This is a genomic window from Ferrimonas senticii DSM 18821 (assembly GCF_000422665.1).
Taxonomy (GTDB): domain Bacteria; phylum Pseudomonadota; class Gammaproteobacteria; order Enterobacterales; family Shewanellaceae; genus Ferrimonas; species Ferrimonas senticii.
In genome coordinates this window covers 264,262-290,805 of record NZ_KE383898.1, presented here as the reverse complement: position 1 = coordinate 290,805, position 26,544 = coordinate 264,262, and the positions used below count along the sequence as shown (strand labels likewise).

Here is a 26,544-nt window from a genome sequence, read left to right as displayed (position 1 = left end):
CAACACAAGGATGTACATGAGCCTTCGGCTGATACTGCTGCTTCTGACTTTTGCGCTGGGGATTGCCGCCCACGCGAGTCCCTATCAACGCACACTGCGCAGCACCGAGTTTGGCCTTGAACAAGGACTGTCGCAAACTTCGGTGATTGATATCGAAATCGACGCCTTTGGCTTTATTTGGGTGGCCACCATCAATGGCATTGATCGCTTTAATGGCCACCGATTCGAATCCTTTGCCCTCAGTGATGACCCCAACAATCCGCTGGTGTTTGCCTACAACCTGCTGCTGGATGACTTAAACACCCTGTGGGCGTTTACCAATATCGGCACCTTTTATTTCGATCAACAACGACAACAATTTATTAAGCGTCATCACCTTAGCTGGCTGCAGATCCAAGCGCACACCCAAGCTCAAGGGCAAATTGTGCTGCTGTCAGGACAACAGTTGATCCGCCTAAGCCGAGACAACACCAACACCGAAACCGTTGACGCAGCCCACAGCAGCAAGTTGTGGTTCGCCAAGGGGCGGCCGCAGTTACAACTGGCTAATGGCCAGATACTGGATCTGGATAACCGCCAGCAAAGGGAGCAAGCGCCCCCTACCCGCACCTTTAATTTGGCCGCGCAAACGCTTCACCAAAGTCCACAAGGTGTGCGCGACAGCAACGGCCAATTGCTGTTGCCAGACCATCATCCGAGCGCCTTGATTCGGCATCAGCAGCGTCTGTATCGGCTCGAACAAGGCAACCTCTTTATGCACCGCTGGCCAGACGCCCAAGCGATCCCCGCCAGCCAGGCGGAGCAGTTAACCATAGATGGCCAGGTACGCCAGTTTCGATTGGCCAGCAACGGCGATCTGTGGCTGCAACGCCATAATCGACCACTGCAACGACTTAGCCAACCGGCGCTGCCGCTGCCGTTGTATCAACCTCAGCAGGCCAACACCGTCTGGTCGATGGTGCCTTATCAAGCTGGCTGGCTGGTCGCTTCAGAGCAGCCAGAATTGCAGTGGCTCAGCCGAGAACTGCAACCGTTGGGTCAGTTCACCGCACCGATGGCGGGGCCGAAAGCCCTCTGCGTCGCCAATCAGCAGATCTTTATTGGCGGCTACGGTGGGCTGTACCAACTGACGCCAGGCCCCAGCAGCCAATCCACCCGCCTGTGGGGTAACGACGATGATATCGTCACCCACATCAGCCACTGCAATGATGGCCAACTGCAATTTGGTAGTTTTAATGGCGAGGTGCTGCAACTAACCGTTTCCCAGCCACAGCAGCTAACGACGCTGGCTGAAATCGGCCAACAACGCCCGATATTTGTACTCAAATCATGGCAGCAACAATTGCTGATTGGTTCCCAGCTAGGCTTAACCCTAATTGACGAGTCAACGCCCGCCGCCGCTCAAGCCAACCAGCAACCGCTCACCTTACTGAACAACCAAATGGTTACGGTGATCGAACCGGATCAGCAACAACTTTGGATCGGCAGCAGCAACGGCCTCTACCGTTATCGACGGGGCGAGCCACCCAAACGATTACTAACCGACCCAATATACAGCAGCCAGCGCCACGGTAATCGGCTCTATCTTGGTAGCGGCAAACAGCTGTTGGTGTTTGATCTTACCAGCGAACAGCTGCATTACCGCTACAACCAACGCCAAGGGGCGCAGCTTGAATATCACTCAATGGCCAGTAGCCAGCACCATGACGGCGGCATGCTGTTTTCCGGCAACGAAGGGTTAAACACCCTTGATCCGCAACAGCACTATCACCGCCCAGCGCTGCCAACGCCATTTATTAGTGGCTTTAACTTGTTTGATCGGCCAGCTCAGCAGCAGCTGAACTTAGCGACGCCGCTACATCAACTGCAGCAGCTGTCTCTGGCGGCCGATGAATACCCGTTTGCGTTTGAGTTTTCCGATTTTTCCGGGGTCGACGAGGTCGAGTACAGTTATCGGCTATTGGGTGATTCAGAACATTGGCTCACCATGGCCAAGCAGCACAGTGCCAGTTTTACCCGCTTAGCCAGCGGCAGCTATCAACTGCAATTTCGTTATCGCTTGCCGCCAAGCACTCAATATTCCGCCATCAATAGTGTCGCCATCGAGATTGCACCAACGCCACTGCAAAGCCCACCGGCGCTGGCAGCTTATGCCGCCATCACTCTGCTGTTTGCCACCCTGCTAGGGCGCAGTTGGCACCGCCGACGCCAGCTGCAACGACAAATCCAACAAAACGAAGAACGACTGAAGTTATCACTGTGGGGCAGTGGTGATGAGATCTGGGATTGGGATATCCGAGCGCAACGGGTTTACCGTTCCAATATGTGGCGAAACCTGCAACTCAGCGGCGCCCAACCACACGCCAGTAGCGGCATGGATTGCATTCACCCGGCGGATCGCGATCGTGTCAGCCAGGCGCTACAGGCGCATCTGCAACAGCAAAGCGAACACTATCAAGCGACCTACCGCGTCAAAGATGTCAACGGTGATTGGGTGTGGCTATTGGACCGCGGCAAAGTGGTAGAACGAGATCAACAGCAGCAACCGCTGCGGATGACCGGCACCATCAAAGACATCAGCGACAGCAAACGAGCCGAACAGCGACTGTCCCTATTTGAGCTGGCGCTGACTAACGTCTCCGACGGCATGGCGATCCTTGACCCTAAGTTTCGATTTCTGGAAGTGAATGAGGCGTGCTGCCAGATCAGTGGTTTCAGTCGCACCGCAACCATCGGCAAAGTGGTCGACTTTGAGCGGGTGTCGCCGCAAGTGATCGACAACATTCGCGACATTGCCGAAAAGTTCGGCCATTGGCACGGCGACATTGAATTTCGACGCAGCAACAATGATCTGCTTGATATCGCTGTGCAAATCGACCGAATGGACGAGGTCGACAGTGACAAGCACTACTACGTGCTGATCTTGCGCGACATCACCCATCGCAAACGCGCCGAACGAGAACTGCGACGATTAAGCAATACCGATGGCTTAACCGGTCTACCCAACCGCAGCTACCTGCAAGCCAATATCGAGGGTTTCCTTAGCCAGCAACAGCCCTTTGCGCTGCTGCTGTTTGATCTGGATAACTTCCGACAATTGAACGACGCCGTTGGCCACAGCAGTGGCGATGAACTGCTCAAGCAAGTCGCGGCTAGGCTAAAACAACACGTGGCGACTGCCACCATGCTGTATCGCATCGGCGGCGATGAGTTCGCGCTGCTAGTACCGGCCGCCAACCACATCAGCAACAGCGCGACCATTGCCCAAAACGTACTGACTACCTTGGTCGAACCGTTTCAGGTTAACCAACGCAATCAGCATATCAGTGCCAGTATCGGCATCGTTCACCATCCCGAGGACGATCATTCGATGCAGGAACTGCTTCGCAAAGCCGACTTGGCGATGTACCACGCCAAAAGCCAAGGGGGCAACTGCTACCAGTTCTACAGTGAATCGTTAAACCAGCAGCTGCAGCAACGGGTTGAGCAAGCCCATCTGTTGCGTCAAGCGTTAGCGCTGGATTGGTTCGAAGTTCACTACCAGCCGAAATACGCCAGTGATGATCTCAGCATCAACGGCATGGAGGCCTTGGTCAGGATGCGCTTGCCGGACGGCAGCTTACGCCCCCCTTTGGAATTCATTACTCTGGCCGAGGAAACCGGTCAGATCATCGCCATCGGCGAGATTGTATTACGGCAAGCGTGTCGCTTTAGCCAAACCCTGCTCGCCAGCGGCGAGCTCAGTGGCCGAGTGGCGGTCAACCTATCCCCCAAGCAGCTGCTGCAAAGCGACTTTGCCGAACAAGTTCAGCAAATTTTGCAGCAAAGCCAACTGCCAGCCAGATACTTGGAACTGGAGATCACTGAAAGCGCCATCATCGATGAACCCAAAAAAGTGATCGCCAATCTCATCCGCCTAAGGCAGTTGGGAGTAAAGCTGTCGTTGGACGATTTTGGCACCGGTTACTCGGCGATGTCTTATCTCAAAACCTTACCGCTGGACACCTTAAAAATTGATAAATCCTTTATCGACAACATCACCACCAGCCGCAAAGAGCGCTCAATGGTGCGTTCTATCATCACCTTAGCGCATAACCTTGATCTAACCGTGGTCGCCGAGGGGGTTGAAACCAGCGACCAGTTACAACAACTGCTGAAGATGGAGTGCGATACGCTCCAGGGTACGCTGTTTAGCGCCCCGCTCAGTGGCGAACGATTCCGACAGTTGCAGCAATCCAAGCAATTCAGTTATTAGTCAGAATTTTGACGCCAATTAGTGGCACCCAATTTGCTGAATATGGTTCGACTCTTTTCCAAGGAAGGAACGAACCATGCAAACTCGAATTGTTATTGCCATTGTTTTAACTGCAGCCTGCTTAACCTTCGCCCTGCCAACAACCGCCGAGGTAACCCACATCGCCGGAACCCCATGGCTTGGCGGCACCGGCACCGGTCAAGTCAGTTGATAAATGATGGCCAGATAAAAAACCGCCGCAGGTTTTCCTGCGGCGGTTTTTATCTAACGCTTAATTGTCAGTCAAAGAAACGTTCGCCGCTTTCGGCCATCTCGATCAGCTTCTGGGCTGGGGTAAAGCGTTCGCCAAACTGGCTTTCGTAGCCACGCAGTTTGTCGACCAGCACCTTGGCGCCAAGGCTGTCGATATAGCGGAATGGGCCCCCACGGAACGGTGGGAAACCGATGCCGAAGATGGCGCCGATGTCGCCGTCACGAGGATTGGCAATGATCCCCTCCTCCAAGCAGCGCACCGCTTCATTAAGCATCTGCACGGTGCAGCGCTCTGCCAACTGCTCTGGCGCCAGCTTGCCTTCTGGGGTAACCCCAAGCACCTTGTAGACCGACTCATCCACCGGCTTAGCGCCCTTTTTCTTGGCGTTAAACTGGTAGAAGCCTTTGCCGTTTTTCTTGCCCTTACGATCATCCGCCAGCAACCGGTCAAACGCGCTTGGCGCTTCAAAACGGTGGCCTAGTTCGTCGCGCAGAATTGGCGAGATTTTGGCGCCGACATCAATGCCAACTTCATCCAGCAAGGTCACTGGCCCAACCGGAAAACCAAACTTCACCAACGCCGCATCCAACTTTTCAATCGGCTCGCCTTCGAGCATCAAATTGGCGGCTTCGTTCATATACAGCGCCAAGATGCGATTGACGTAGAAACCGGCGCCATCTTTGACCACGATTGGGGTTTTGCCTTGCTTTTTGGCAAACGCCACGGTGGTGGCGATGGTCTCTGGCGAGGTTTTCTCGTGGGCGATCACCTCCACCAGCGGCATCTTCTCCACCGGCGAAAAGTAGTGCAGACCGATGACATTCTCTGGGCGCTCGGCGGCTTCGGCGATCTGGCCAATTGGCAGCGACGAGGTGTTGGAGGCAAAGATGGTGTTTTCGTTGCAGTGGGCTTCAACGTCGCGCACCATCTGATGCTTCAGTTTTAAGTCCTCAAACACCGCTTCAACAACGATATCGACATCTTTGATGCCATCATATTGGGTGGTGGTCGACAGCAGGCTCATCATTTTATCGCGCTGCGCGGCGGTGATCTGCTTGCGCTTCACCCGCTTGTCGACCTGCTTATAGGTGTATGCCAAGGCATTTTGCAGCCCCGGCTCAGCGATATCTTTGATCCGCGCCGGCACCTTGGCTTTCAACGCAGTCACCGAGGCGATACCGCCGCCCATCAAACCGCCGCCGAGCACCATCGCTTTGCGCACTTTGTTCGGTTTAACGTCACCAGCGCCGGTCTCTTTTTTCATCGCCGTAGTGGCAAAGAAGATTGACCTAAGCGCTGCCGATTCTGGCGAAGCGACCAGCTCACCAAAGCCTTTGGCTTCGGCCTTAAGGCCAGCTTCAAACCCTTGTTCACGGCCCACTTTAACCGCTTCGATGATCTTATCTACCGCCGGATAGTTGCCTTGGGTTTTCTTAAACGCCGCTTTGCCTGCTTGGTCGTAAATCACATTGCGGCCAACCGAGGTGGCCTCCAGCGCTTTGCTCATCCCTTTCAGGTTCGGCGATACTTTGCCGCGCTTGCCTTTGCTTAAGATCTTCTTCGCGACCATCAGCAGCACCGATTGCGGCACTGAATCGTCAACAATGCCGAGCTTCTTAGCTTGCTTGGCGCGCAGTTGCTTACCCGCCAGCATCAGCTCCAAGCCTTTGGCAACACCGACAATCCGTGGCAGACGCTGAGTACCGCCACCACCAGGCAATAACCCCAGTTGCGACTCGGGCAGACCGATGATGGTCTTATCGCTGTCAGTGCAAATCCGGTAATCACAAGCCAGCGCCACTTCTAAGCCGCCGCCTAAGCAAGGGCCGTGGATCGCCGCCACCACTGGGATCGGCAGCTGTTCCAATTTGTTCAGCACCTGATGGCCACTGCGCGACAGCGCTTCGGCATCAGCGGCGGTTTGGCAGGCATCAAGCATGCTGATGTCCGCGCCAGCAATGAAGGAGTCCGGCTTGCCCGAAATCAGCACCGCCCCTTTGATGGTGGTATCGCCGATGATTTCACCCAGCACCGCCAGCACTTCGTCATTAAAACTGGCGCGCAGGGTATTCATGCTCTCGTTCGGCACATCCATGGTGATGATGGCGATGTTGTCGGCATCCTTATGCCAGCTAAAAGTCTTGTCGCTCATTACTCCACCTCCACAATCATCGCCGCGCCCAAACCGCCAGCCGCGCAAGCGGTGGTCAAACCGGTACCGCCGCCGCGGCGTTTCAGCTCATTACACAATTGAGTGATCAACCGGCCACCGGTGGCAGCAAATGGGTGACCATAAGCGAGCGAGCCGCCGATAACATTAAACTTATCCATGTCGATGGAGCCGATGATCTCGCTGCGCCCTAGTTTCTCTTGGGCAAACTTCTTCGACTCAAACATCTTCATGTTGGCCAGCGCCTGAGCCGCAAAGGCTTCGTGCATATCAATCAGGGTCAGATCGCTCAGCTTCATGCCGGCGCGTTCGAGCGCTAATGGAGTCGCGTAGGATGGCCCCATCAACAGATCTTCCCAAACATCGATGGCGGTGAAGGCGTAGCTCTTGATGTAACCAATGGGGTCATAACCCAACGCCTTAGCACGACTTTCGCTCATCAGCAGCAGCGCCGATGCGCCGTCAGTTAACGCGGTCGAGTTTGCCGCCGATACCGTACCGTGCTTGCGATCAAATACCGGCTTGAGCTTGGCAATTTTATCCAGTTGGATGTCGCCACGAACGTTGTTGTCGCGGTCGATATAGTGCTTGTAAGGCGGGATATGGCAGGTCATCACCTCCTGCGCTAACAGCCCAGACTCCCAATGTTTATGCGCCAGTTGATGAGAGCGGACGGTCATCTCATCCTGCTCTTGGCGCGTCACGCCATGGCTCTTAGCCATCTGCTCGGCGGTTTGGCCCATGGTCAGGCCGGTGGAGAACTCCGCTACTGCCGGCGGCACCGGCGCCAAGTCTTTGAGTTTCAACTTAGAGATGATCGCCAGTCGCTGACTTAAGGTTTTGGCCTTGGTCAGATCCACCATCGCATGGGCAAAACGTTTGCTAAAACCGATCGGTAACACCGAGGTGGAATCAGCGCCACCGGCAATACCTACTTCAATGCTGCCCGCCAATATCGATTCAGCGACGTTCACGGTGGATTGGAATGAGGTCGCACAAGCGCGGCTAACCGAGTAAGCATCGGTATGTACCGACATGCCGGTACCAAGGACGATTTCGCGGGCGATGTTGGGGGCTTTGGGCATCTGGATCACTTGGCCGTACACCACTTGGTCGATGATTGCTGGATCCACTTCATTGCGGATCAGCAGTTCATTAACCACCATCTTGCCCATATCTAAGGCGGAAATGCCGTGAAACGCCGTCGCCTGACGGGCAAATGGCGTTCTTAGCCCCGCGACGATGGCGATCCGATCGCCCTTCGCGGTGGTGAGTTGTTGTCTCATAGTGTTCCCTCTTTGAGTCTGGCGGCCACGCTTAAAAATGTTGCAGTCGGCGAGGTCTGACCACTGAAGTGTGACCCAATACTAACTAGGCTTGCCTCAGTTTTAAACAGTTGTGTAAATTTGGTTGCAACAAACGGATAGAAAAGGAAATAGGGAGATCCACAACAGCATGAAGGAATTTGAAGATCACAGTCGCCGGCCACTCACCGTTTGGATTGCCATACTGTATCTGCCACTGGCGGTACAGATGTTGTTTTGGATGATGGGCTTTCACTATGTCGATTTCTCACTGCCCACCACATTTACCGCGCTGCCTTGGGCACTTTTTCGTTACTACAGCAGTCTGACCTTACTGCTGCATCCGCTGATCTTCGCTTACGGCTTGTTTTTCAGCCTGTATCAGAATCGCATTGGTGCCAAAGCAAGCAAAGTTGTACTGGCGTCACTGATCCCATTTTTGGGCACCGCCCCATACTTGCTCAGCGAACGGATTCTGCAGTATTTTCAGTAAGTTCAACTAAAAAATTTTGGGATTTTTAATGCAAGCGCAACGACTTAGCCAGATCCAACAATATCTACAACAAATGGTGCTTGGTCAGCCTAACTTAGTCGAAGGGCTGTTAATCGCCCTATTCGCCGACGGCCACCTGCTGGTAGAAGGCCCTCCGGGACTGGCCAAGACCCGTGCAGTTAAAGCCCTTGCTGACTGCATCGAAGGGGATTTTCACCGCATTCAATTTACCCCGGATCTGCTACCCGCGGATCTCACCGGTACCGACATTTTCCGCCAAGAGACTGGCCAATTTGAATTCCAAACCGGGCCGCTGTTTCACAACCTGATTCTGGCGGATGAGATCAACCGCGCCCCCGCCAAGGTGCAATCGGCGCTGCTGGAAGCGATGGCGGAAGGCCAGATCACCGTTGGTAAACGCAGCTATCAACTGCCCAAGCTGTTTTTGGTGATGGCCACTCAAAACCCGATTGAGAACGAAGGCACCTACCCGCTGCCAGAGGCTCAACTGGACCGCTTCTTACTGCACCTCTCCCTTGATTACCCCGATGCCGAAACCGAGCTGCAGATCTTGGCGCTGTCGCGCAATGAAGCGTTGCACAGCGAATTAGCACAGCCGCAACCGCTGACCGAAGCGGAGCTGTTCAGCGCCCGCGAACAAGCGCTGAAACTGTATATGGCGCCGCAGCTAGAGCAATACATCGTAGCGTTGGTGATGGCCACTCGCCGCCCAGCACAACTGGATGAGCAACTGGGCCAATGGCTGCAATGGGGGGTAAGCCCACGGGCTAGCATCGCTCTGGAGCGCTGCGCCCGCGCTCGCGCTTGGATCCATGGTCGCGATTATGTCTCACCCGAGGATGTGCAAGCGGTCGCCCCTAACGTACTGCGTCATCGGATTTTGCTCAGCTACCAAGCGGAAGCCGAAGGGATCGACAAAGATCAAGTGATCCAGCGCCTACTGCAGTTGGTGGCGGTGCCGTAAATGACCCAACCAGAGTCATTAACACTGCCGCGCCATGGCGACGGAGTTCACTTGTGTTTGCAAGAGCTGATCGCCCGTGCCGAGCATCAAGTGTTGGTACGCAGCCACCACAGCGGCAACGCCCGCGCCTTGCTGGCAGGCGAACGGTTATCACGGCTTAAAGGCCGTGGTATGGAGTTCGCCGAAGTGCGCCCCTATCAATATGGCGATGACGTACGCACCATCGATTGGCGGGTCACCGCCCGCAGCGGCAAAGCCCACACCAAACTGTTTCGCGATGAACGCGAGCAGCCGCTACTGCTGTGCGTCGATCTGGGGGCGCGGATGCAACTGGGCTCGCAGTTACTGCTGCAAAGCGTGCAAGCGGCGCATCTGGCCGCCACCCTCGGCTGGCATGTGTGCCAGCAAGGCGATCGCTTAGGCGGGATTATCGCCAGCGAGCTTGAGCACCGCGAACTGAAACCCAAGGCTCGCCGCGCCGGGTTGTTGCCATTGTTAGAAGCGATGGTCGAATTGCAGCAGCCGGAGCAACTCAGCGAGTTATCCCAGCAAGGCGATGACGACTACTGGCTGGCGGCACTAGAGCGGCTGCGACGCTTGGCTCGCAGCGGTTCGCAGGTGGTGATTATCGCCAATCCATTGGGCTTTGCCGACGCGGCGATGGAGCAGATCCGTCAGTTGCAAAAGCACGCCCAGGTGCGACTGTTTTGCATCAGCGATCCGCTGTTTCAGCGTCTTGCCAGTCATCAGGGCTCGCTGCCAATTTGGACCGGCAGTCACAGCTTGTGGCTGGATCGCGGCAGTGGCGCGCAACTGGCTAACCGCTGGCAGCATGCACAGCAACGGGCGCAGCAACTGGGGCAACAGCAGCAACTGCCACTGACTGAAATCAGCGCCGCACGACCATTGCAACAGCAGTGGCAACAACTTTGGCTGTAGATAACTGTGGCTGCAGATAATAGATAGATGGACCCATTACAAAATTTACACGACATCACCCTGCCAGCGCCGGTCTCCAACTGGCCACTGGCGTGGGGCTGGTGGTTACTGCTAGTTACCCTAGTACTGCTGCTGATCGCCGCCGTGCTGCTTTGGCGCCGCCGCCAAGCTCGCTGGGCGATGGCCAAGTTGGCGCTGGCAGAGCTAGCCAGCTTAGACAGCAATCACCGCGACTATGGCCAGCAGGTCAGCAGTTTGCTAAAGCGCACCCTCAACGCCTACGGCCTGCGCCAGCAAAGTGCCGCCTTGCATGGTAGCCAGTGGCAGCAACAACTGCAGCAATATCACGCGGCTGATTGGCAGACGCTGCTTGGCGATCCCTACGCGCCGACACCAACCCATGGCGGCGGCGCATTGCAACAGGCCGCCACTAAGGTGATCGCCGCCATCGCCCGTGGCAAAGTCACCATCAATCACGCCAAGACGGAGGCTAACCATGCTTAGTTTAAGTTGGCCGTGGTTGCTATTACTGCTGCCGTTGCCGTGGTTGTTACCGCGCCGTGCCGCCGTTGCCAATGCCGCCTTGAAACTGCCTAAAGCCTATGGTGCCTCGCTCGCCTATGGCAGCGCACCAACCCCCAAACCGATTTGGCGGCTGTTGGCGCTGCTGCTGTGGCTGCTGGTGGTGATCGCCGCCGCCCGGCCATTGTGGCTTGGCGAACCTGTCGCCCTAAAACGTGAAGGTCGCGATCTGATGTTGGCGTTGGATCTGTCCGGCTCGATGGAGATGGACGACATGCAGCTTAACGGCGAACAGGTTAACCGCTTTACCATGGTTCGTTCGGTCGTCAACGACTTTATCGAACGCCGTGATGGCGACCGCTTAGGGCTAATTCTGTTTGCCGATAACGCCTATGTGCAAGCGCCGCTAACCTTTGATCACCACACCGTACAGCGCTTTTTAGCCGAAGCCGTGTTGGAGTTAGTCGGCACCCAAACCGCCATCGGCAACGCCATCGCCCTTGGCACCAAACGCCTCGCCGCATTAGATGAAAGCAGCCGCGTGTTAATTCTGCTGACCGATGGCCAAAATACCGCTGGCCAATACACCCCAGAACAAGCGGTGCAGTTGGCCAAACAGGCCGGAGTTAAGCTGTATACCATCGGCGTTGGTGCCAGCGAAGTGGTGCAGCGGCGCCTGTTTGGCAGTCGCACCGTTAACCCATCGCAAGACTTGGATCGCGCCGAAGCGCTGTTTACGGAACTAAGTGAATCCACCGGTGGGCGCTACTTCCGCGCCCGCAGCACCGACGAGCTAGAGCAGATCTATCAATTGATTGACCAGTTAGAACCGGTTGCTAGAGACGAGTCAAAATGGCGTCCGCAAACCGAACTTTACCCCTACCTGCTGGCTCCCGCGCTGCTGCTATTAACCCTGCTACTGCTGCGGAGGCGTCATGACTGACTTTCACTTACTACGGCCATGGGCGCTGCTGATTTTATTGCTGCTGCCAGCGCTGTATTGGCTATTAACTCGCCGCCGGCAGCAGGGCCGCGTTTGGAATGAGTTAATCCCCACTCACCTGCAAGCGGCGATGCTGCATCTGCCGCAAGGACTACGCCAGCAATCCTTGCTATGGTGGCCGCTGTCAGTGCTAGCCATCGGTGCCATCGCCCTTGCTGGCCCCAGTTGGGACAAACAACCGGTACCGCTGTTTCAACTACAGCAAGGCAAAGTGCTGCTGCTCGACCTGTCTGATTCGATGTGGGCTACCGATCTCAGCCCCAATCGGCTGACTCATGCGCGCTTCAAAGCACAGGATCTGCTTAGTGAATTAGACGAAGGAGAGATGGGGCTGATCGCCTACGCCGGCGATGCCTTTGTGCTGTCACCGCTATCGACCGATCGCAGCAGCATCGCCAATATGCTGCCGACCTTGTCGCCGCTGCTGATGCCGGTCAAAGGCTCCAATTTGCCTAAAGCGCTGGCACAGGCTGACCAACTGCTGCGGGATGCTGGTCACCAACAAGGCGAGATCATCCTGATCACCGACGGGGTGTTGCCGGAATATCACAACCCCAGCATCAACGCCCTTAAGCAGATGCCTTGGCAACTGACCATCTTGGCGCTTGGTAGCGACGTTGGCGCACCGATGCAAACCCCAGATGGTGAGCTTATCCGCGCTTTGGATGGCAGCGTAGCGTTAGCGCGCACGGACTACGCGGCGCTGGCGCAACTGGCGACCGCTGGCAATGGCAAGTTGATCCCCTATCAGGCCGACGGTAGCGATCTCGCGACGCTTAAGCAAACGCTAGCGCTGGATAGCGAGGGAACAGCAAGCGAACAACAGCAAGCGCTGTGGCTTGATCGCGGCGGCTATCTGTTACTGCTGTTAGCGCCGCTGTTGGCAATCACTCTGCGCCGCCATGCCCTGCTGGCGATGGTGCCATTGTTATTGCCGCTGCTGATGGTTAGCCCCACCACCGAAGCATCGCCATGGCAAACCGCCGACCAACAGGGCCAAGCGCTGTTTGAGCAAGGGGATTTTGCCAATGCTGCCACCACCTTTATCGATCCCGCTTGGCAAGCTGCTGCCCACTACCGCGCCGGTAACTACCAACAAGCACTGACAGGTTTTAACCAGTTAGAGGGCGTCGATGCCCTTTACAACCAAGGTAATGCCTTAGCCAAACTGGGTCAGATAGAGCAGGCGCTGGAGCGCTATAACCAAGTGCTTGAACAACAGCCGGATCACGTCGGTGCCGCCGCCAACAAACAGCTGCTAGAACAGTTGCCACCTGAGCAACCGGAGCAACAACAGCCGGATCAGAGCCAACAGGATCAAAACCAGCAAGATCAGCAATCGCAGGATCAACAAGGCGATGGTCAATCTGGTCAGCAACAACAGCAGCAAGGCGATTCTTCGGAGCGGCAATCTGATGGCAATGACGGGTCTGAATCGTCACCACCGCAGGATCAACAGCAATCCCAATCGTCACCGCAATCCGCTAGCGACAGCCAGCAAAACGGTGCCGCTCAGGCCTATCCGCAAGCGCCGCCAGCAGCAGATGAACCTCAGCCGCCGTCAGCCGCCGCTGAAGCTCAAGATCAGCCGTCATCGCAACAGCCTCAGCCAGAGCAAGCCAGCAAAGCGGATGATAAAGAAGCGAGTCTGTCGCCAAGCGAAGCACTGCCATCACCAAGTGAGCCAGAGCCTACCGATCGGCCGACTGATCAGGCCGAGGCCAACGCCGCCCTGCCTGCCGGGGATGGCGAGGCCGATGAACGGATGCAACAACTTAATCAGCAACTGCAACAGGTAATGGACGATCCGAGCCTACTGCTGCGCAATAAGATGCAATTGGAATATGAACGTCGCCGCCATCAGGGCGAAGCGACTCGGGAGCAAACATCGTGGTGAGTTTCACCTTTAATTCAGTCCGCCACGCGGCCGCCCTACTGCTGCTGATAGTGAGCGCGCCGAGTTGGCCGTTCAGCCAACTGCAGGCCAGTGTCGATCAAAATCCAGTGATCCTCGGTCAATCATTTCAACTGCAATTGGTGGCCGACGCCAACGTTGATGGCCAGCCGGATCTGACCGTACTGGAGCGAGACTTTAGCGTCTATCGCACCAATGTCAGCCGCAGCACCCAGATCATAAACTTTGATCGCACCACCCAAACCGTTTGGAACATCACCCTGTTACCCAAACGTGCAGGGCAACTCACCATTCCAGCGCTGGAACTGGACGGCATTCGCAGCCAACCGATCGCCTTACAAGCGGTTGCTGAGCCGCAACAAGCGGGGCAGATCCAACCAGCACAACTGCAGATCGAGCTCAACAATCAGCAACTGTGGCTCGGGCAACCGGCGGTGTTGACGGTCAAGTTGCTGTTGGCAGCGGATCTGCAGCGCGGCAGCCTCAACCCGCCACAACACCCCGATGTTGATATTCAGCAACTTGGCCAAGATCAGTCGACTACCGAAGTGATTGATGGCCGACGGATGCAGGTGATCGTTCGCCAATATGCGTTGCAACCGCAGCGCAGTGGCCAAATTGACCTTGGCAGCGTCAACTTTGAAGGTGATCTGCGAATGCAGGGCGGCAACAGCTTCTTTAATGGCGCCCGCCTGCGCACCGTGGCCGTTGCCAGCGATCCGATTGTGCTGACGGTCAAACCCCAGCCCGACAGTTACCAAGGCCAATGGCTGGCGGCTGATCTGGTGACCTTACAAGCGGAAGAGTTCGCCAATCAGCAGTTTGAAGTAGGCCAGCCAATCACCTTGAATATGCGTCTGACGGCGGTCGGCACCACCGCCGAATCGTTGCCGGATCTGGCGCTAAAACAGCTGGGAGATTTTCGCGCCTACCCCGACAAACCGCAGCGTGAAGGCGGTACACAGGCCGGACAACTAGTCGCGCGGCTGATTCAATCGGTAGCCTTGGTGCCACAGCATGCCGGTACGCTAACCATCCCTGAGATCAGCGTGCCATGGTGGAATGTGCGTACCAATCAGCAGGAGTGGGCGACATTGCCAGCGCAAACCATCGAAGTTGCTCCCAGCAGCAGTGCCGCCGCCCCACTTGCGCCAGCGGTTACGGTGGTTAGCGCCGAACCAACCGCTGCGCCGCGACTGTGGCAAGGACTGACCGCGCTGTTCGCCCTGCTGTGGCTACTGACACTTTACTGGGGCTGGCGACGCGGCAAGCCTTCCAGCCGCGTTGACATTGCCGCCCCAAAGCCGATGAGTGACCGCTCTGCCCTGTTGTCGCAACTGCTCAATGCCTGCCAGCAAAACGATGCCAGCACCGTGCTAAACCTGCTGCCACGCTGGGCCAGCGAACAGCACGGCCAAGTCATCGATTTAGCGCAATTAAAGCAGTTGCAGCCGCAGCTCAGCGCTGAAATAGATCAACTGCAGCAGCAGTGCTTCGGCCAGCAGCGCGGTGCTTGGCAGGGCGCAACTCTGGCGCAATTGCTTGGCCAGTGTCGTTGGCAACAACCACAAGCGGCGGCACTGGCGGCACTAAATCCACTGTGACACCAATCACACAGTGGTAAACTGGCATCATCAGAGGCGCTGCGGCTGGTAACCAAGCAGGATTAGCAGCGCACTCTCATCCAAGGTAGGAATCAAAAATGTTTGCTGGGTTTGGAAAGAAATCTGCAGCGACCTCGGTCAATGTAGACATGATAAGTAAACAACGACGTTACGAGGCGCTAGTACGGGCGCTGCATGGGGATCTTTACCGCTACGCCTACTGGTTGGTGCATGACAAACCGGTAGCGGAAGATCTGGTGCAAGAGACCTTTTTGCGGGCGTGGAAATCGCTGGACTCGCTCAAAGATGAGAAAGCCGCCAAAGCGTGGCTGATCACCATTTTACGGCGGGAAAACGCCCGCCGCTTTGAGCGTAAGCAGTTTGATCTGACCGACATCGATGATGTGCCGGTGGCCGACAGCAGTCATGGTCCGGCGCAAAATACCGAACAGCACTTGGTGCGGGTACAGATCGCTAAGCTGGCACCAGAATATCGCGAACCGCTGATATTGCAGGTGATGTACGGCTTCTCTGGGGATGAGATTGCCACCATCTTAGAACTGAATCGTAACACCGTGATGACTCGTCTTTTCCGTGCCCGCAATCAGCTGCGGGATGCCCTTGATGACAGCCAGAGTATGAGTGAACAACGCAATGGATGATTTAGAATTTCGCCGTCGTTTGCTGGCTGATCCACACGATGATCAGATCGCCAACAGCGACTCAAACAACAGCCCCCAGCGACAGCAGTTTGTGCAAGAGGTGCGGCAACTGGACGCGAGCATCGACCGTGCCCTTGATATAGCAGTACCAGAAGATTTAGCCGAACGGCTGTTATTACGACAAAACTTGGCGGTTCATCAACAAAGCCGCCGTCGCCATCGCTGGCAACTGGCCGCAGCAGCCTCGGTCGCCTTCGCCGTCGGCTTAAGTTTTACCGTATTTAACAATCAACCGCAGGATCTGGGCTTGCACGCTTTGGCGCACATGGATCATGAGGCCAGCTTTATTGCCAACGTCGATGAACAGGTCACTTTAGCCAGCCTTAACCATAAGATGCAGCCGCTAGGTGGAACCTTAACCGCGCTGCCAGGCAGCGTCCGTTACGCCAACTATTGCGACTTTGACGGGGTCCGCAGCCTGCATGTAGTGATGGATACCGAACATGGCCAGATCACCCTGTTTGTGATCCCAAGCCAAGATGGCAACACCCTGCCAAAGCAGTTTGATAACGACCGCTACCATGGCATGGGGCTGGACACCCACAACCTGCATTTGGCACTGGTAGCCGAGGGCGAAGCCGAACTGCAACCGGTAATGCAGCAACTGACCGACAACATGCAATTTCTGTAAGTCGATAGTCGATAGTCGATAGTCGATAGTCGATAGTCGATAGTCGATAGTCGATAGTCGATAGTCGATGGAAACATAAAAACGGTGGCTGCAAACAGCCACCGTTTTTTACTCTTAGTTCTTAGCTTTTAGCTAATGACTGACAACTAATGACTGTTCACTAACAACTGATTACTGATGACTATTCACCAACAACTAATCGCTGCAAGCTATCGTTAAGGTTGCCCTAATGCTTGGATCTCTTCATCACTAAGGGCGCGGCGATACAGACGAACCTCATCCAGATAGCCTTTAAAGGCTTCGCTGACGCTGGGCGCACCGGCAAACCACATCGGTCCAGAACCATCGCCATCGGCGGCCATTCCAATTATTTTGGACTCACCATCGACATACAAGCTGCGAAGCCCCATCGATTGCTTGATCACCAGATGATGCCACTGGCCATCGTCGGCAACCCGTGGGCCATCGCTGTCGCGGCCGGCGCCGCCAAACTTCCAACGATTCCATGGCGCAATCCACAAACCATAGAATGGTCGCTCATTACGGGATTTATTGACGATGGCGGTCCAACCATCCGCTTCGCCATCCAACTTAACCCACACCGACAGGGTAAAGCTGTCAAAGAACTCAAACGCTAGCGCCGGATCATGTGGGATCTCTACCCGTGCTTGGTTGCCATCAAAATAGAGCGCTCCGTTGACTTGCCCTTGCACCACAACGCCATCGATATTCACCCCATCCAAACCGTTGCCGGAACGATCCTCGACGATACTGCCGGCGGCGATGTTATCCAGCGGCCAATAGCCAACCAAATCGGGCTCCTGCGGCTCGCTGCTGGTGATCACAAAGTCAGCTTCTGCCACCGCACTGACGACCCCATCACTGTTGATCGCAACCGCTTTCAGCGTCGTCGACTCGGTTAGATCAAACGCCCCCTGATAGCGCTGACTGGTGGTGGTCGGCAATGAACCATCCAAGCTGTAGTACAGCGGCACCGGATCAGCACTTTGCAGTGTGACTGTCACCGGCTCTGCAAAACTGCCACCGGCCGGCAAAATCGAGGGTGTTTGTGGCAGTGGCACCACCGTGAAGGTGATGCTGTCTTCACTGCCATCGCCGCCGATGGCTTGATGGTTTTGATCCACCAACCAAACTCGCACTTGGTAGCTGCCTACGGTCTGAGGCGGCAAACTGTACTGGCCAGCATCGTATTGATGCAAAGTGATGTGGGGGCCATCGTTAACACTGATATGCAGATGGTTAAATAACGATTGATCGCCACCTAACTGCCAATTGATAAGCAGCGACTGCTCGGTCGACAGCGTGGTTTGCGGCGCACTAACGCTGATGGTCGGTGGCCCTTGCGCAATCGCTACCGTGACAGTGGCGACATTACTCTGCTGGCCATTTTCACTGCTAAAGCGATAACGGAAACTGTCACTCGGCGCCGCGTGTTGATGAACATAACGGGCCAAGCCGCTGTCGACATCAAAGTACACCTCGCCGCTTTGCGGCGCTTCGATTAGCTCAAAGCTAAACGGATCGATACCGCTGTCGGCACTGTCATTGTCAAATACCGCAATATCAATCAAGCCAAGATACGCGACACTGGCACTGTCATCGGCAGCAACCACCGCTTCCACCGGGGCACTGTTGGGATCGTATTGATACAAGGCGCTGGCTTCGTCATCGCTAAAGGCGCGGTCATACAAACGCACTTCATCCAACTTGCCTTGGAAGAACTCCGCCACCGATGCCGCCGCCCCAAATAACAGATCGCCACTGCCATCACTGGTTCGCGCATCGCCACGGCGCACCAGTTCGCCATCAATGTAGAAACGACGACTGCCAGCCTCACCGTCTTGAGTGATCAACAGATGATGCCAACCGCTGCTGATAGCCACCGCCTCCAAATTGCCACCGCCATAGGTCCAGCGATCACGGGCGGAGATCCACAGCCCATACCAAGGGCTATCATCGCGGGACTTATTCACCAATCCGCGCCAGCCACTTTGACTAAGGCTCGCCTCCACCCAAACTGACAAGGTGTAGCTGTCGCGCCGCGCAAAGGCCAAGCCACTGTCGTGCGCCACCACTACCTGATCATCTACACCATCAAACTGCAACCCTTGACCGAAACGACCGCCAATTCGCTGGGCGCCATCAATTCGACCACTGCGCTGATTGCCACTGAAATCCTGCACAAAGCCCGGATCGTTGCCTTCAAATGACCAGTAGCCAAGTAACCCTTGCTCCAACGTGGGCACCGAGGTTACCGCCTGCACGGTTATCGTTACCGTCGCCGGTTGCGACCATTGACCATTGCCATCTTGAACGCGATAGCTAAAGCTATCGACCGTGGCGCTGTCACCCAAATGGCGATAAACCACAGTGCCGCTGTCGCTATTGATAAGTTCGATGTTGCCGACCATCGGTGCGGTCACAATCTCGACTGAATCCAGTGCCAATCCGGCATCGGCACTGTCGTTAGCCAGCACCGCGATATCGACCGCTTCGCCAACCAACACCGTGGCGCTGTCATCGTTGGCCACCAGCAACTGCGGCTGTTCACCGCCAGGAGCAATGGTGGCTAAGGTTGCAACCTCATCGGCACTGAGTGCCCGCCGATAGAGGCGGATCTCATCCAAACTGCCAGCAAAATACTCGCTAACCGCATCGGTGCCAGCAAACAACAGATCGCCGCTGCCGCTGGCAGGCTGACCGGCGCCCGTGGCGACCAATACCCCATCTAGATAAACATCGCGTCGGTTCAGCGCGCCGTGCTGTACCGCCACCAGATGCTGCCATCGGTTGGCCTGTATGGATTGCGGCGTCGCTAAGTTGCTGTTGCCGCCAAAAACCCAGTCATCGTCGGGATCGATCCACAGCCCATACCACGGCCGTTGATCCCGCGATTTGGTCACCAAGCCGCGCCAGCCACTGTCGGCATCGGGGTTGACCCAAACACTGATGCTGAAATCCTCATCAGCAGCAAAGCTTAAGGCTGCGCGATGATCGACTCGAACCAGATCATTACTGCCATCAAAACGCAGCGCCGCCCCATCCCAACCGCTGCTCCAACTGGCACCGCTGATAACGCCATCAAAGCCACTGCCAGAGTAATCGACCGCGCGGTTGCCACTGCCCTCGTTCAACGGCCAGTAACCGATTAGTCCTGCGGTCGGTAGTGGCATCGGCTGCGGCCTCACTTCAATATATTGACTGGCGATGTTGCTCGGCAGATAGCCGTCCAGATAGGCGCGCGCTTGGATCAACTGCGATTCAAACAAAAAGGTGGGATCGCGAAAATCGGTGCTGGCAGGGGTCGGCTCACTGCCATCGCCGCTAAAGCGGATCAGCGCTGATGGATTGGGATTCTGTAACGATAAAGTGCTGCCGTACTCCACCGGTTGGCCATCGTTGGGCCAGATCTGCACATCCGCCAGTTGCGGCCAGTCACCCAAATTAGCAAGGTTGATGGTTACCTCCGCCGGTGCCGAGCGCAGCCCCTGCGAGTTAACCAGACGATAGCTAAAGCGATCAGTCAGCGCTTGATTGCCAACCGAGCTGTAGACAAAACCAAGATTGTCGCTGGCTGCCGACAGCAGCCCATGGCTTGGTTGCGATAACAATTCCAGCTGCATATCAGCGGCAAAATCATCGTTGCTGATCACCTCTAAAAAGATATCGGCTTGGCCAAGTTGCAGGTTATAGCTATCGGGGCGCGCCACCGGCACACCGTTATCACCACTGCAGTCAGGATACATTCGCGATACCGCACTGGTGGCTAAACCGGCACCATCGGTCACTGTCAGAGTCACCGCGTAGTGGTATTGATCGCCATCGCAACCAATCGGGGCGACCACCACTTCGGCATCGCAATCGGTCAGTGGTGGATCGTCGTGTTGATGATCGTTATGCACCAAGCTCAGTTGCCACTGACAGCTCAGTTGGCTAGCACTGTGTTCGTTATCACTGATGGCCGCCGTTAACGGATAGATACTGTCACCAACTAGCGGATACAGGCTGTTGTTCAGCGGCGAGGTAATACTTACCTGCGGCGGCGTGTTGTTGACGCTAACCACCATAGTAGCGCGGTCGCTTTGGCTGGGATTGCCGCTATCGGTTACCGTCAAGCTGACTTCAAATTGCTGCGGGGCACTGCTATCGGCGACGAACTGATGGCTAACTTGGGTGCCATTGGCCTCACTGCCATCGCCAAACTGCCACTGGGATTGCAACGCTTGCTGCTCTGGATCGCTCGACTGCGCCGAACTGAAATTGACCGTCAGTGGCGACGCCCCAAATTGCTTGTCGGCGGCGATCTGCGCTTGCGGTGGTCGGTTGCCACCGGGAGCATATTCAACGTGATAGAGAAAGCTGGCCCAACTGATGTAATACAGATCCCCCGATTGTGGATGCGAGCCAATAAACACCACCCCACCGGCATCGTCGGCAAACTCATTAACCTCGGTGACTCGATACTGTTCATCAAACCGCAAATGGCGGATCCACTGGGCGCCAAAATCGCCATGGAAGTAGCTATCGAAGTAACTTTCTGGGTAATTGCCGGTTTGATACCAAATGCCGCCGGTGGAGGAGTTGCCCCGAAATGGGGTGCCACTGACCGGCACTGTCGCGGTGCCGGGAATGGCATCGCCGATCTTCACCGATATCGCGCTGCCATCTTGAAAGTGCGGCGTAAAAGCGCCAAGTTCGCCATCAAACCACGTTAGCGTTGGCCGCCGATGCTCAAACGCCGGCAACCCTGATAACGGCAGCCCCCCGCAGGGATTGGTCAATGACCATGAGCCAAACTGCTGCTGAGCGATCAGCTCACGAAACAGCACTTCGCAACCCAATTGGGCACTGGTTAAGGTATCCACTGGCGATCGAGCGTAGTAGCGATGTTCAAAATCCATCCCTTCATACACTGGCCAGCCAAAATTAAGCGCCGGCCGGTCGATAACCAACAGCTCTTCCCAATCAAAATAACCAACATCACCAAGCAGCAGCACCCCAGGGTTGCCATCGGCGCTATTGTGACTGCCAGTACCCGGTTTGATGGTCATCCGAAATGGGTTTCGCAGCCCCAACGCCCACACCCGCGATTGCGGCGAACGTGGATAACTGGCGTGGTAGAACGGGTTGCTGGGGTAGCCTTCGCCGGTTTGCGGATTAAGCCGCAAAACCTTGCCAGAGAGCGAATTGATCATCTGCGCCCGATAGGCACCGACGTTTTCATCAAAGCGAATGATGCCGTCAGCTAAGCCGCGTTGATAAGCGGTTTCACTGGCACTGCCAACATCAACCGAAGAGAAACTGGCGCCATCGCCCATCGATGCCAATAAACTGCCGTCGGTACCAAACAGCAGCGAGCCAACCCCGTGCGAGTCATGCAGCACCGGTGCGCCGTCGGTCATATCACGGCCAAGCAGTACCAACCGTGAATCATAATTGGTCGCCTCGGCGCGATGGTAATCGGTTTGCCCAGGCGCTAACTGCAGTTGATAGCGGGTGATCCGGCCAATGGTGGCGCTGGTTTGATTGGTGGAGAAATCGACATCGTACTGCGCATCGCAAATCGCAGCACCGCTGCCAGAGGTGGGCTCCTGGCAATGCTCTAGGTGGTGGCGGTCAACCACATAATAAAGATACAGGTAACCGTTAGCGGCAAAGTCTGGATCAAGCGCAAATCCAAGCATGCCGTGATCGCGCAAGGTAAACACCTCATCGGAGATATCCAGCAGCGGTGTCGCTAACGGTTGGTTTTGATCGATAACCCATATCTTGCCCTCACGCTCTAGGGCATAGATCCGCGAGCCGTCGGGACTAAATTGGATGGCGACCAATCCCTGCCAACCGCCGCCGTCGGGGCGACTGATGGCGGTTTCGGTGAAATTCGGGTTGGCAAAATTGGCGGCGTCGACCGCCCCTACAGCCAACAACCACAGCAGCGCTACTGACAGCCTACGGCAAAGACAGAACATAACTCCCCTCATCTAACCTGAAGCAGAATGGTGTCTAGTCCTTGACGTAAAGCTGCAGTTCCTTCGTCGGTTTAGATTGTGAATTATGGCAAAGGATTATGATCTTGAGGGGACGTTAGCACGTTGCAATCAGTTGAGCGGCGGTCTGAGCTTGCCCACCACACAAGACAAAAACTCACAGTTTCAACTGCATATCCTGATGTAATACCCCGCCGTCGTCGTAGGGGCTTGAGATCACCGTAAACCCTAGACTTTGGTAGTAATCATTCAATGTCAGCTGCGCCGAGATCTTAACGGTGCCATGGTTTGCCAACTGCTTTGCTTTGGCGATCCCCTCTTGAATCATCGGCTTACCCAGTTTTTGCCCCCGGGCCGCCGGTGCCAACACGATTCGCCCTAACTTGAGAAGCTCTGGCGCTGGTTGCAACAGCCGCAGATAGCCCAACAGCGTATCGCCATCGCTTAGCAACAGGTGCAGCGCTTGTTGATCCTGACCGTCGATATCGACATACAGGCTATTTTGCTCAATCTGAAACACCTGTTCACGCAGTTGCAGCAATTGGTAAAGCTCGCGCACGCTCAGCTCGTTGAAGCTCAGCCAACGCCATTGGATAGCAGCTTGGGACATCGGTTTTAACCCATTAAAGGTAATCATTGTTGGCGACAAATGTTGCCACTGACGCTGCCATCTGCAAACTAAAAGTTGCCATTTTATTTGCGCAAGCAACTGAAATCATTAACATCAGTAAGTTTGACCTTTCAGTTTAAAGAACAACTAAAAACGGGTAATAAACCGCATGCCAACTTCAACACTGTTGACCTTTTTCGCTTATTTGATCGCCTTGCTGGCGATCGGCGCCATCGCTTATCGCGCCACAGCGACCACTTCCGATTACATTCTTGGCGGCCGCAAAATGGGCCCCGCCGTCACCGCCCTGTCCGTAGGTGCTTCCGATATGTCAGGCTGGCTACTGTTGGGGTTACCCGGCGCGGTCTACCTTTCTGGCCTATCGGAAGCGTGGATCGGCATCGGCTTAGTTCTGGGCGCCGGCCTTAACTGGCTGCTGGTCGCCAAGCGACTGCGGATCTACACCGAGTTCACCAACGACTCCCTGACGATGCCAGATTTCTTCGAGCACCGTTTTGCCGACAGCGGCCTGCTGCGCTTACTGGCCGCCAGCACCACCTTGCTGTTCTTCACCTTCTATACCTCCAGCGGCATGGTCGGTGGCGCCATTTTATTTGAACAAGTATTTGGCCTCGATTACCAAACAGCGCTGTGGGTCGGTTCCGCCATTATTGTCTCCTACACCTTTGTCGGCGGCTTCTTAGCCGTCAGCTGGACCGATTTCTTTCAAGGTATGCTGATGCTGTTAGCACTGCTGCTGGTACCGGTCATGGTATGGGTTGGTACCGATCTGCATATCGAAGAGTTGCCTGCCAACATGACCTCTATGTGGCCGGAATCGATGACGGCGCTGTCATTGGTGTCGCTGCTGGCTTGGGGCCTTGGTTACTTCGGTCAACCACATATCTTGTCGCGCTTTATGGCGATTGGCAGCAGCGAAGCGCTGGTCACCTCACGCCGAATCGCCATGAGCTGGATGGTACTGGCGCTGATGGGCGCACTGGCAACCGGTCTTGCCGGCGCCCTAGTGTTTGCCGACACGCCCCTGGATAACCCCGAAACCGTATTTATTCAGATCACCAAGGTGCTGTTTAACCCTCTGGTTGCGGGCATTCTGATCGCAGCGATTCTGTCGGCGATCATGAGCACCATCGATTCACAGCTGCTGGTGTGCTCATCGGTGGTGACCGAAGATTTCTACCGTAAATGGGTGCGACCACAGGCGGGCGAGCAGGAGCGGATCATGGTTGGCCGCATTACCGTACTGGCAGTAGCGCTGCTGGCAACGGTAATCGCCATGGATCCTAAATCGTCGGTATTGTCGCTGGTAAGTTACGCGTGGGCTGGGTTTGGCGCCGCCTTTGGTCCAGTGATCTTGTTGTCGCTGTATTGGCGTCACTACAGCCGCGTCGGCGCCATCGCCACCATGGTGGTCGGTGCTATCACGGTATTGGTTTGGAAACCGCTATCTGGCGGGGTATTCGACATCTATGAACTGTTGCCGGGTTTCGTCTTCGCCACCGTTGCCGGGGTAGTGGTTAGCAAATTGTTACCAGCCGAGCAAACCATCGTCGACCAGCACCTTAAGTTTGAGCAAAAGCTCTAACTTTCAAACTCAAGCTAGAGCAAAAACTCTAGACAACTCATCAAGTTAACGGAGGCAAAATCGCCTCCGTTTTTGTTTATAAATCCTGCCGACAACCAACAAAATCACAACAAACTTGCGTTAAAACATGATCTAGATCGATGTTAGGATGCACAATCACGCTGGTCGGACATGTGGGTCTTTAATCGCTTGCTACTATCCGCCGCAGAAACGATAACGCCCCTTTTTTAAAGCTGTAGGGACACAAAATAATGAAAACTATCTCTCGCGTTGCTATTGCCTGTGCGGTAGCACTATCAACCGGCCAAGCCTTTGCGGCAGGCTTCCAATTGAACAGCCAATCCGCCACCGGTATCGGTCGTGCTTTCGCTGGTGATGCCGTAATCGCCGACAACGCCTCGGTGCTGTCCCGCAACCCAGCTGCCATGGCGATGTTTGATGCGCCAGCAATGTCGATTGGTATGTCTTACGTGGATATTCAAGTGGATGTACTGGATGCACGATACAACAACAATATCCCTGCATTAGGCTACGAGATGGGCAGCATTGACGATGCCGCTGAGGCAAAAGTTATTCCAAACGCCTACTACATTCACCCAATTAACGACAAATTTGCTGTCGGTACTGGTATTTTTTCTAACTTTGGTACCGGTACTGACACTTCATCGTTCCGTAAACCGGACGATAAGTTTGTATTCCCATCCGATCTAATCGGCAATACCGAAGTGACCACCATCACTTGGAATTTATCTGGTTCCTACCGTGTGAACGAGCATTTAAGTTTCGGTGCCGGTGTTGACGTAGTGTATGGCGAAGGTGTTCTAACCCGTGAAAACCAAGCTCCAAACGAGCTTGTTCCATCAGAGATGCTCGTCGATGTTGACGCATCAGGCATCGGTTTCGGTGGTATCGTTGGCGTAACCTACGAATTCAATGAAAATCACCGCATCGGTGCCAGCTACCGTTTTAGCCCTGATATGGACGTAGATGGCACCGTAGAAGGTCTAGATAAAACTGACCTGCAATATAAAGCTTTTGATGAGCTAACTGTGCCACTAGCTGACATTGCTCAGATCGCAGGTTACCACCGAGTCCATGACAACGTTGCCCTGCACTACACCGTGCAGTGGACCCAGTGGAGCAACTTTGACTCCGTTGATTACGATACTGGCACCGCTCTAAAGGACTACCAGTGGCAAGATTCTCTGTTTACCAGTGTTGGTGCCACTTGGTACTACAACGATTTTACTACTCTACGTGCCGGTTTCGCATTGGATGAAGGCGTAGTAGATGAGCTCTCATCCGCATCCATTCCAGACTCTGATCGTAAGTGGTACTCCATCGGCGCCAGCTTCAAAGTCAGCGAAAAAGGTACTGTGGACCTAGGCTTTGCCCACATCGCAGGTAAAAAAGTTCTGGTTGAAGAAGACTCCCTGTCAGGCCTTAATGGTTCTCTAACCGCTCACACCAAGTCTACTGGTAACTACTTCTCTATTCAGTACAGCCGTCAGTTCTAATCGACTG

The 26,544-nt window shown here is 55.2% G+C and carries 17 protein-coding genes; 13 read left to right on the top strand and 4 right to left on the bottom strand.

The features are described from left to right. Positions 1-16: 16 nt before the first annotated feature. Together G506_RS0114500 and G506_RS21265 are read left to right on the top strand one after the other, a co-directional pair. Positions 17-4,255 carry an EAL domain-containing protein gene (locus tag G506_RS0114500; RefSeq protein WP_028117488.1) on the top strand — a complete coding sequence of 1,413 codons (4,239 nt, stop codon included), beginning with the start codon at positions 17-19 and terminating at the stop codon, positions 4,253-4,255. Between the two features lie 76 nt (positions 4,256-4,331). Further along, positions 4,332-4,466 carry a hypothetical protein gene (locus tag G506_RS21265; protein WP_276197779.1) on the top strand — a complete coding sequence of 45 codons (135 nt, stop codon included), beginning with the start codon at positions 4,332-4,334 and terminating at the stop codon, positions 4,464-4,466. A gap of 67 nt (positions 4,467-4,533) precedes the next feature. Here the strand turns inward: G506_RS21265 and fadJ are convergent, their stop codons facing one another. Then, on the bottom strand, positions 4,534-6,660 hold the full coding sequence (gene fadJ / locus G506_RS0114490) for a fatty acid oxidation complex subunit alpha FadJ (RefSeq protein ID WP_028117487.1): 2,127 nt from the start codon (positions 6,658-6,660) through the stop codon (positions 4,534-4,536). Beyond that, positions 6,660-7,964: an acetyl-CoA C-acyltransferase FadI gene (fadI, locus tag G506_RS0114485; RefSeq protein WP_028117486.1), complete on the bottom strand. Its 1,305-nt coding sequence runs from the start codon at positions 7,962-7,964 to the stop codon at positions 6,660-6,662. The genes fadJ and fadI overlap by 1 nt, the downstream gene beginning before the upstream one ends. 169 nt (positions 7,965-8,133) lie before the next feature. Between fadI and G506_RS0114480 the strand changes: the two genes are divergently transcribed. From G506_RS0114480 to G506_RS0114440, 9 genes are all read left to right on the top strand, one after another. Beyond that, positions 8,134-8,475: a hypothetical protein gene (locus tag G506_RS0114480; protein ID WP_028117485.1), complete on the top strand. Its 342-nt coding sequence runs from the start codon at positions 8,134-8,136 to the stop codon at positions 8,473-8,475. 28 nt (positions 8,476-8,503) lie between these two features. Continuing rightward, positions 8,504-9,460 (top strand): AAA family ATPase, encoded by a 957-nt coding sequence (locus G506_RS0114475; RefSeq protein ID WP_028117484.1) that lies wholly within the window; start codon positions 8,504-8,506, stop codon positions 9,458-9,460. Then, a complete protein-coding gene (locus tag G506_RS0114470) occupies positions 9,461-10,399 on the top strand; it encodes a DUF58 domain-containing protein (protein ID WP_028117483.1) in 939 nt (312 codons plus the stop codon). It abuts the gene before it with no gap. 27 nt (positions 10,400-10,426) lie between these two features. Beyond that, positions 10,427-10,903 (top strand): DUF4381 domain-containing protein, encoded by a 477-nt coding sequence (locus tag G506_RS20510; RefSeq protein WP_051202169.1) that lies wholly within the window; start codon positions 10,427-10,429, stop codon positions 10,901-10,903. After that, positions 10,896-11,864, top strand: a complete 969-nt coding sequence (locus G506_RS0114460; RefSeq protein ID WP_028117482.1) for a VWA domain-containing protein — start codon at positions 10,896-10,898, stop codon at positions 11,862-11,864. The genes G506_RS20510 and G506_RS0114460 overlap by 8 nt, the downstream gene beginning before the upstream one ends. After that, positions 11,857-13,821, top strand: coding sequence for a vWA domain-containing protein (locus G506_RS0114455; protein ID WP_028117481.1), 1,965 nt, complete (start codon positions 11,857-11,859; stop codon positions 13,819-13,821). Before G506_RS0114460 ends, G506_RS0114455 begins: the two co-directional genes overlap by 8 nt. After that, positions 13,818-15,443, top strand: coding sequence for a BatD family protein (locus G506_RS19865; protein WP_051202168.1), 1,626 nt, complete (start codon positions 13,818-13,820; stop codon positions 15,441-15,443). The genes G506_RS0114455 and G506_RS19865 overlap by 4 nt, the downstream gene beginning before the upstream one ends. Before the next feature lie 98 nt (positions 15,444-15,541). Continuing rightward, on the top strand, positions 15,542-16,105 hold the full coding sequence (locus G506_RS0114445) for a sigma-70 family RNA polymerase sigma factor (RefSeq protein WP_028117480.1): 564 nt from the start codon (positions 15,542-15,544) through the stop codon (positions 16,103-16,105). After that, on the top strand, positions 16,098-16,796 hold the full coding sequence (locus G506_RS0114440) for a DUF3379 family protein (protein WP_028117479.1): 699 nt from the start codon (positions 16,098-16,100) through the stop codon (positions 16,794-16,796). Before G506_RS0114445 ends, G506_RS0114440 begins: the two co-directional genes overlap by 8 nt. Positions 16,797-17,011: 215 nt before the next feature. Here the strand turns inward: G506_RS0114440 and G506_RS20505 are convergent, their stop codons facing one another. Together G506_RS20505 and G506_RS0114430 are read right to left on the bottom strand one after the other, a co-directional pair. Continuing rightward, the gene (locus tag G506_RS20505) at positions 17,012-22,786 is read right to left on the bottom strand and encodes a LamG-like jellyroll fold domain-containing protein (RefSeq protein ID WP_169628115.1); all 5,775 of its coding nucleotides are present in this window, start codon (positions 22,784-22,786) and stop codon (positions 17,012-17,014) included. Positions 22,787-22,961: 175 nt separating this feature from the next. Then, positions 22,962-23,414 carry a GNAT family N-acetyltransferase gene (locus G506_RS0114430; protein ID WP_028117478.1) on the bottom strand — a complete coding sequence of 151 codons (453 nt, stop codon included), beginning with the start codon at positions 23,412-23,414 and terminating at the stop codon, positions 22,962-22,964. Positions 23,415-23,583: 169 nt separating this feature from the next. Between G506_RS0114430 and putP the strand changes: the two genes are divergently transcribed. Beyond that, entirely contained in the window at positions 23,584-25,020 is a 1,437-nt protein-coding gene (gene putP, locus G506_RS0114420; RefSeq protein ID WP_035387377.1) for a sodium/proline symporter PutP, read from the top strand. Between the two features lie 251 nt (positions 25,021-25,271). Beyond that, positions 25,272-26,537, top strand: a complete 1,266-nt coding sequence (locus tag G506_RS0114415; RefSeq protein WP_028117476.1) for an OmpP1/FadL family transporter — start codon at positions 25,272-25,274, stop codon at positions 26,535-26,537. The last annotated feature ends 7 nt before the right edge of the window (positions 26,538-26,544 follow it).

Coding starts and splice junctions, on each gene's coding strand:
- G506_RS0114500 (WP_028117488.1), top strand. CDS start 17: ATGAGCCTTCGGCTGATACTGCTGCTTCTGACTTTTGCGCTGGGGATT.
- G506_RS21265 (WP_276197779.1), top strand. CDS start 4,332: ATGCAAACTCGAATTGTTATTGCCATTGTTTTAACTGCAGCCTGCTTA.
- fadJ (WP_028117487.1), bottom strand. CDS start 6,660: ATGAGCGACAAGACTTTTAGCTGGCATAAGGATGCCGACAACATCGCC.
- fadI (WP_028117486.1), bottom strand. CDS start 7,964: ATGAGACAACAACTCACCACCGCGAAGGGCGATCGGATCGCCATCGTC.
- G506_RS0114480 (WP_028117485.1), top strand. CDS start 8,134: ATGAAGGAATTTGAAGATCACAGTCGCCGGCCACTCACCGTTTGGATT.
- G506_RS0114475 (WP_028117484.1), top strand. CDS start 8,504: ATGCAAGCGCAACGACTTAGCCAGATCCAACAATATCTACAACAAATG.
- G506_RS0114470 (WP_028117483.1), top strand. CDS start 9,461: ATGACCCAACCAGAGTCATTAACACTGCCGCGCCATGGCGACGGAGTT.
- G506_RS20510 (WP_051202169.1), top strand. CDS start 10,427: ATGGACCCATTACAAAATTTACACGACATCACCCTGCCAGCGCCGGTC.
- G506_RS0114460 (WP_028117482.1), top strand. CDS start 10,896: ATGCTTAGTTTAAGTTGGCCGTGGTTGCTATTACTGCTGCCGTTGCCG.
- G506_RS0114455 (WP_028117481.1), top strand. CDS start 11,857: ATGACTGACTTTCACTTACTACGGCCATGGGCGCTGCTGATTTTATTG.
- G506_RS0114445 (WP_028117480.1), top strand. CDS start 15,542: ATGTTTGCTGGGTTTGGAAAGAAATCTGCAGCGACCTCGGTCAATGTA.
- G506_RS0114440 (WP_028117479.1), top strand. CDS start 16,098: ATGGATGATTTAGAATTTCGCCGTCGTTTGCTGGCTGATCCACACGAT.
- G506_RS20505 (WP_169628115.1), bottom strand. CDS start 22,786: ATGTTCTGTCTTTGCCGTAGGCTGTCAGTAGCGCTGCTGTGGTTGTTG.
- G506_RS0114430 (WP_028117478.1), bottom strand. CDS start 23,414: ATGTCCCAAGCTGCTATCCAATGGCGTTGGCTGAGCTTCAACGAGCTG.
- putP (WP_035387377.1), top strand. CDS start 23,584: ATGCCAACTTCAACACTGTTGACCTTTTTCGCTTATTTGATCGCCTTG.
- G506_RS0114415 (WP_028117476.1), top strand. CDS start 25,272: ATGAAAACTATCTCTCGCGTTGCTATTGCCTGTGCGGTAGCACTATCA.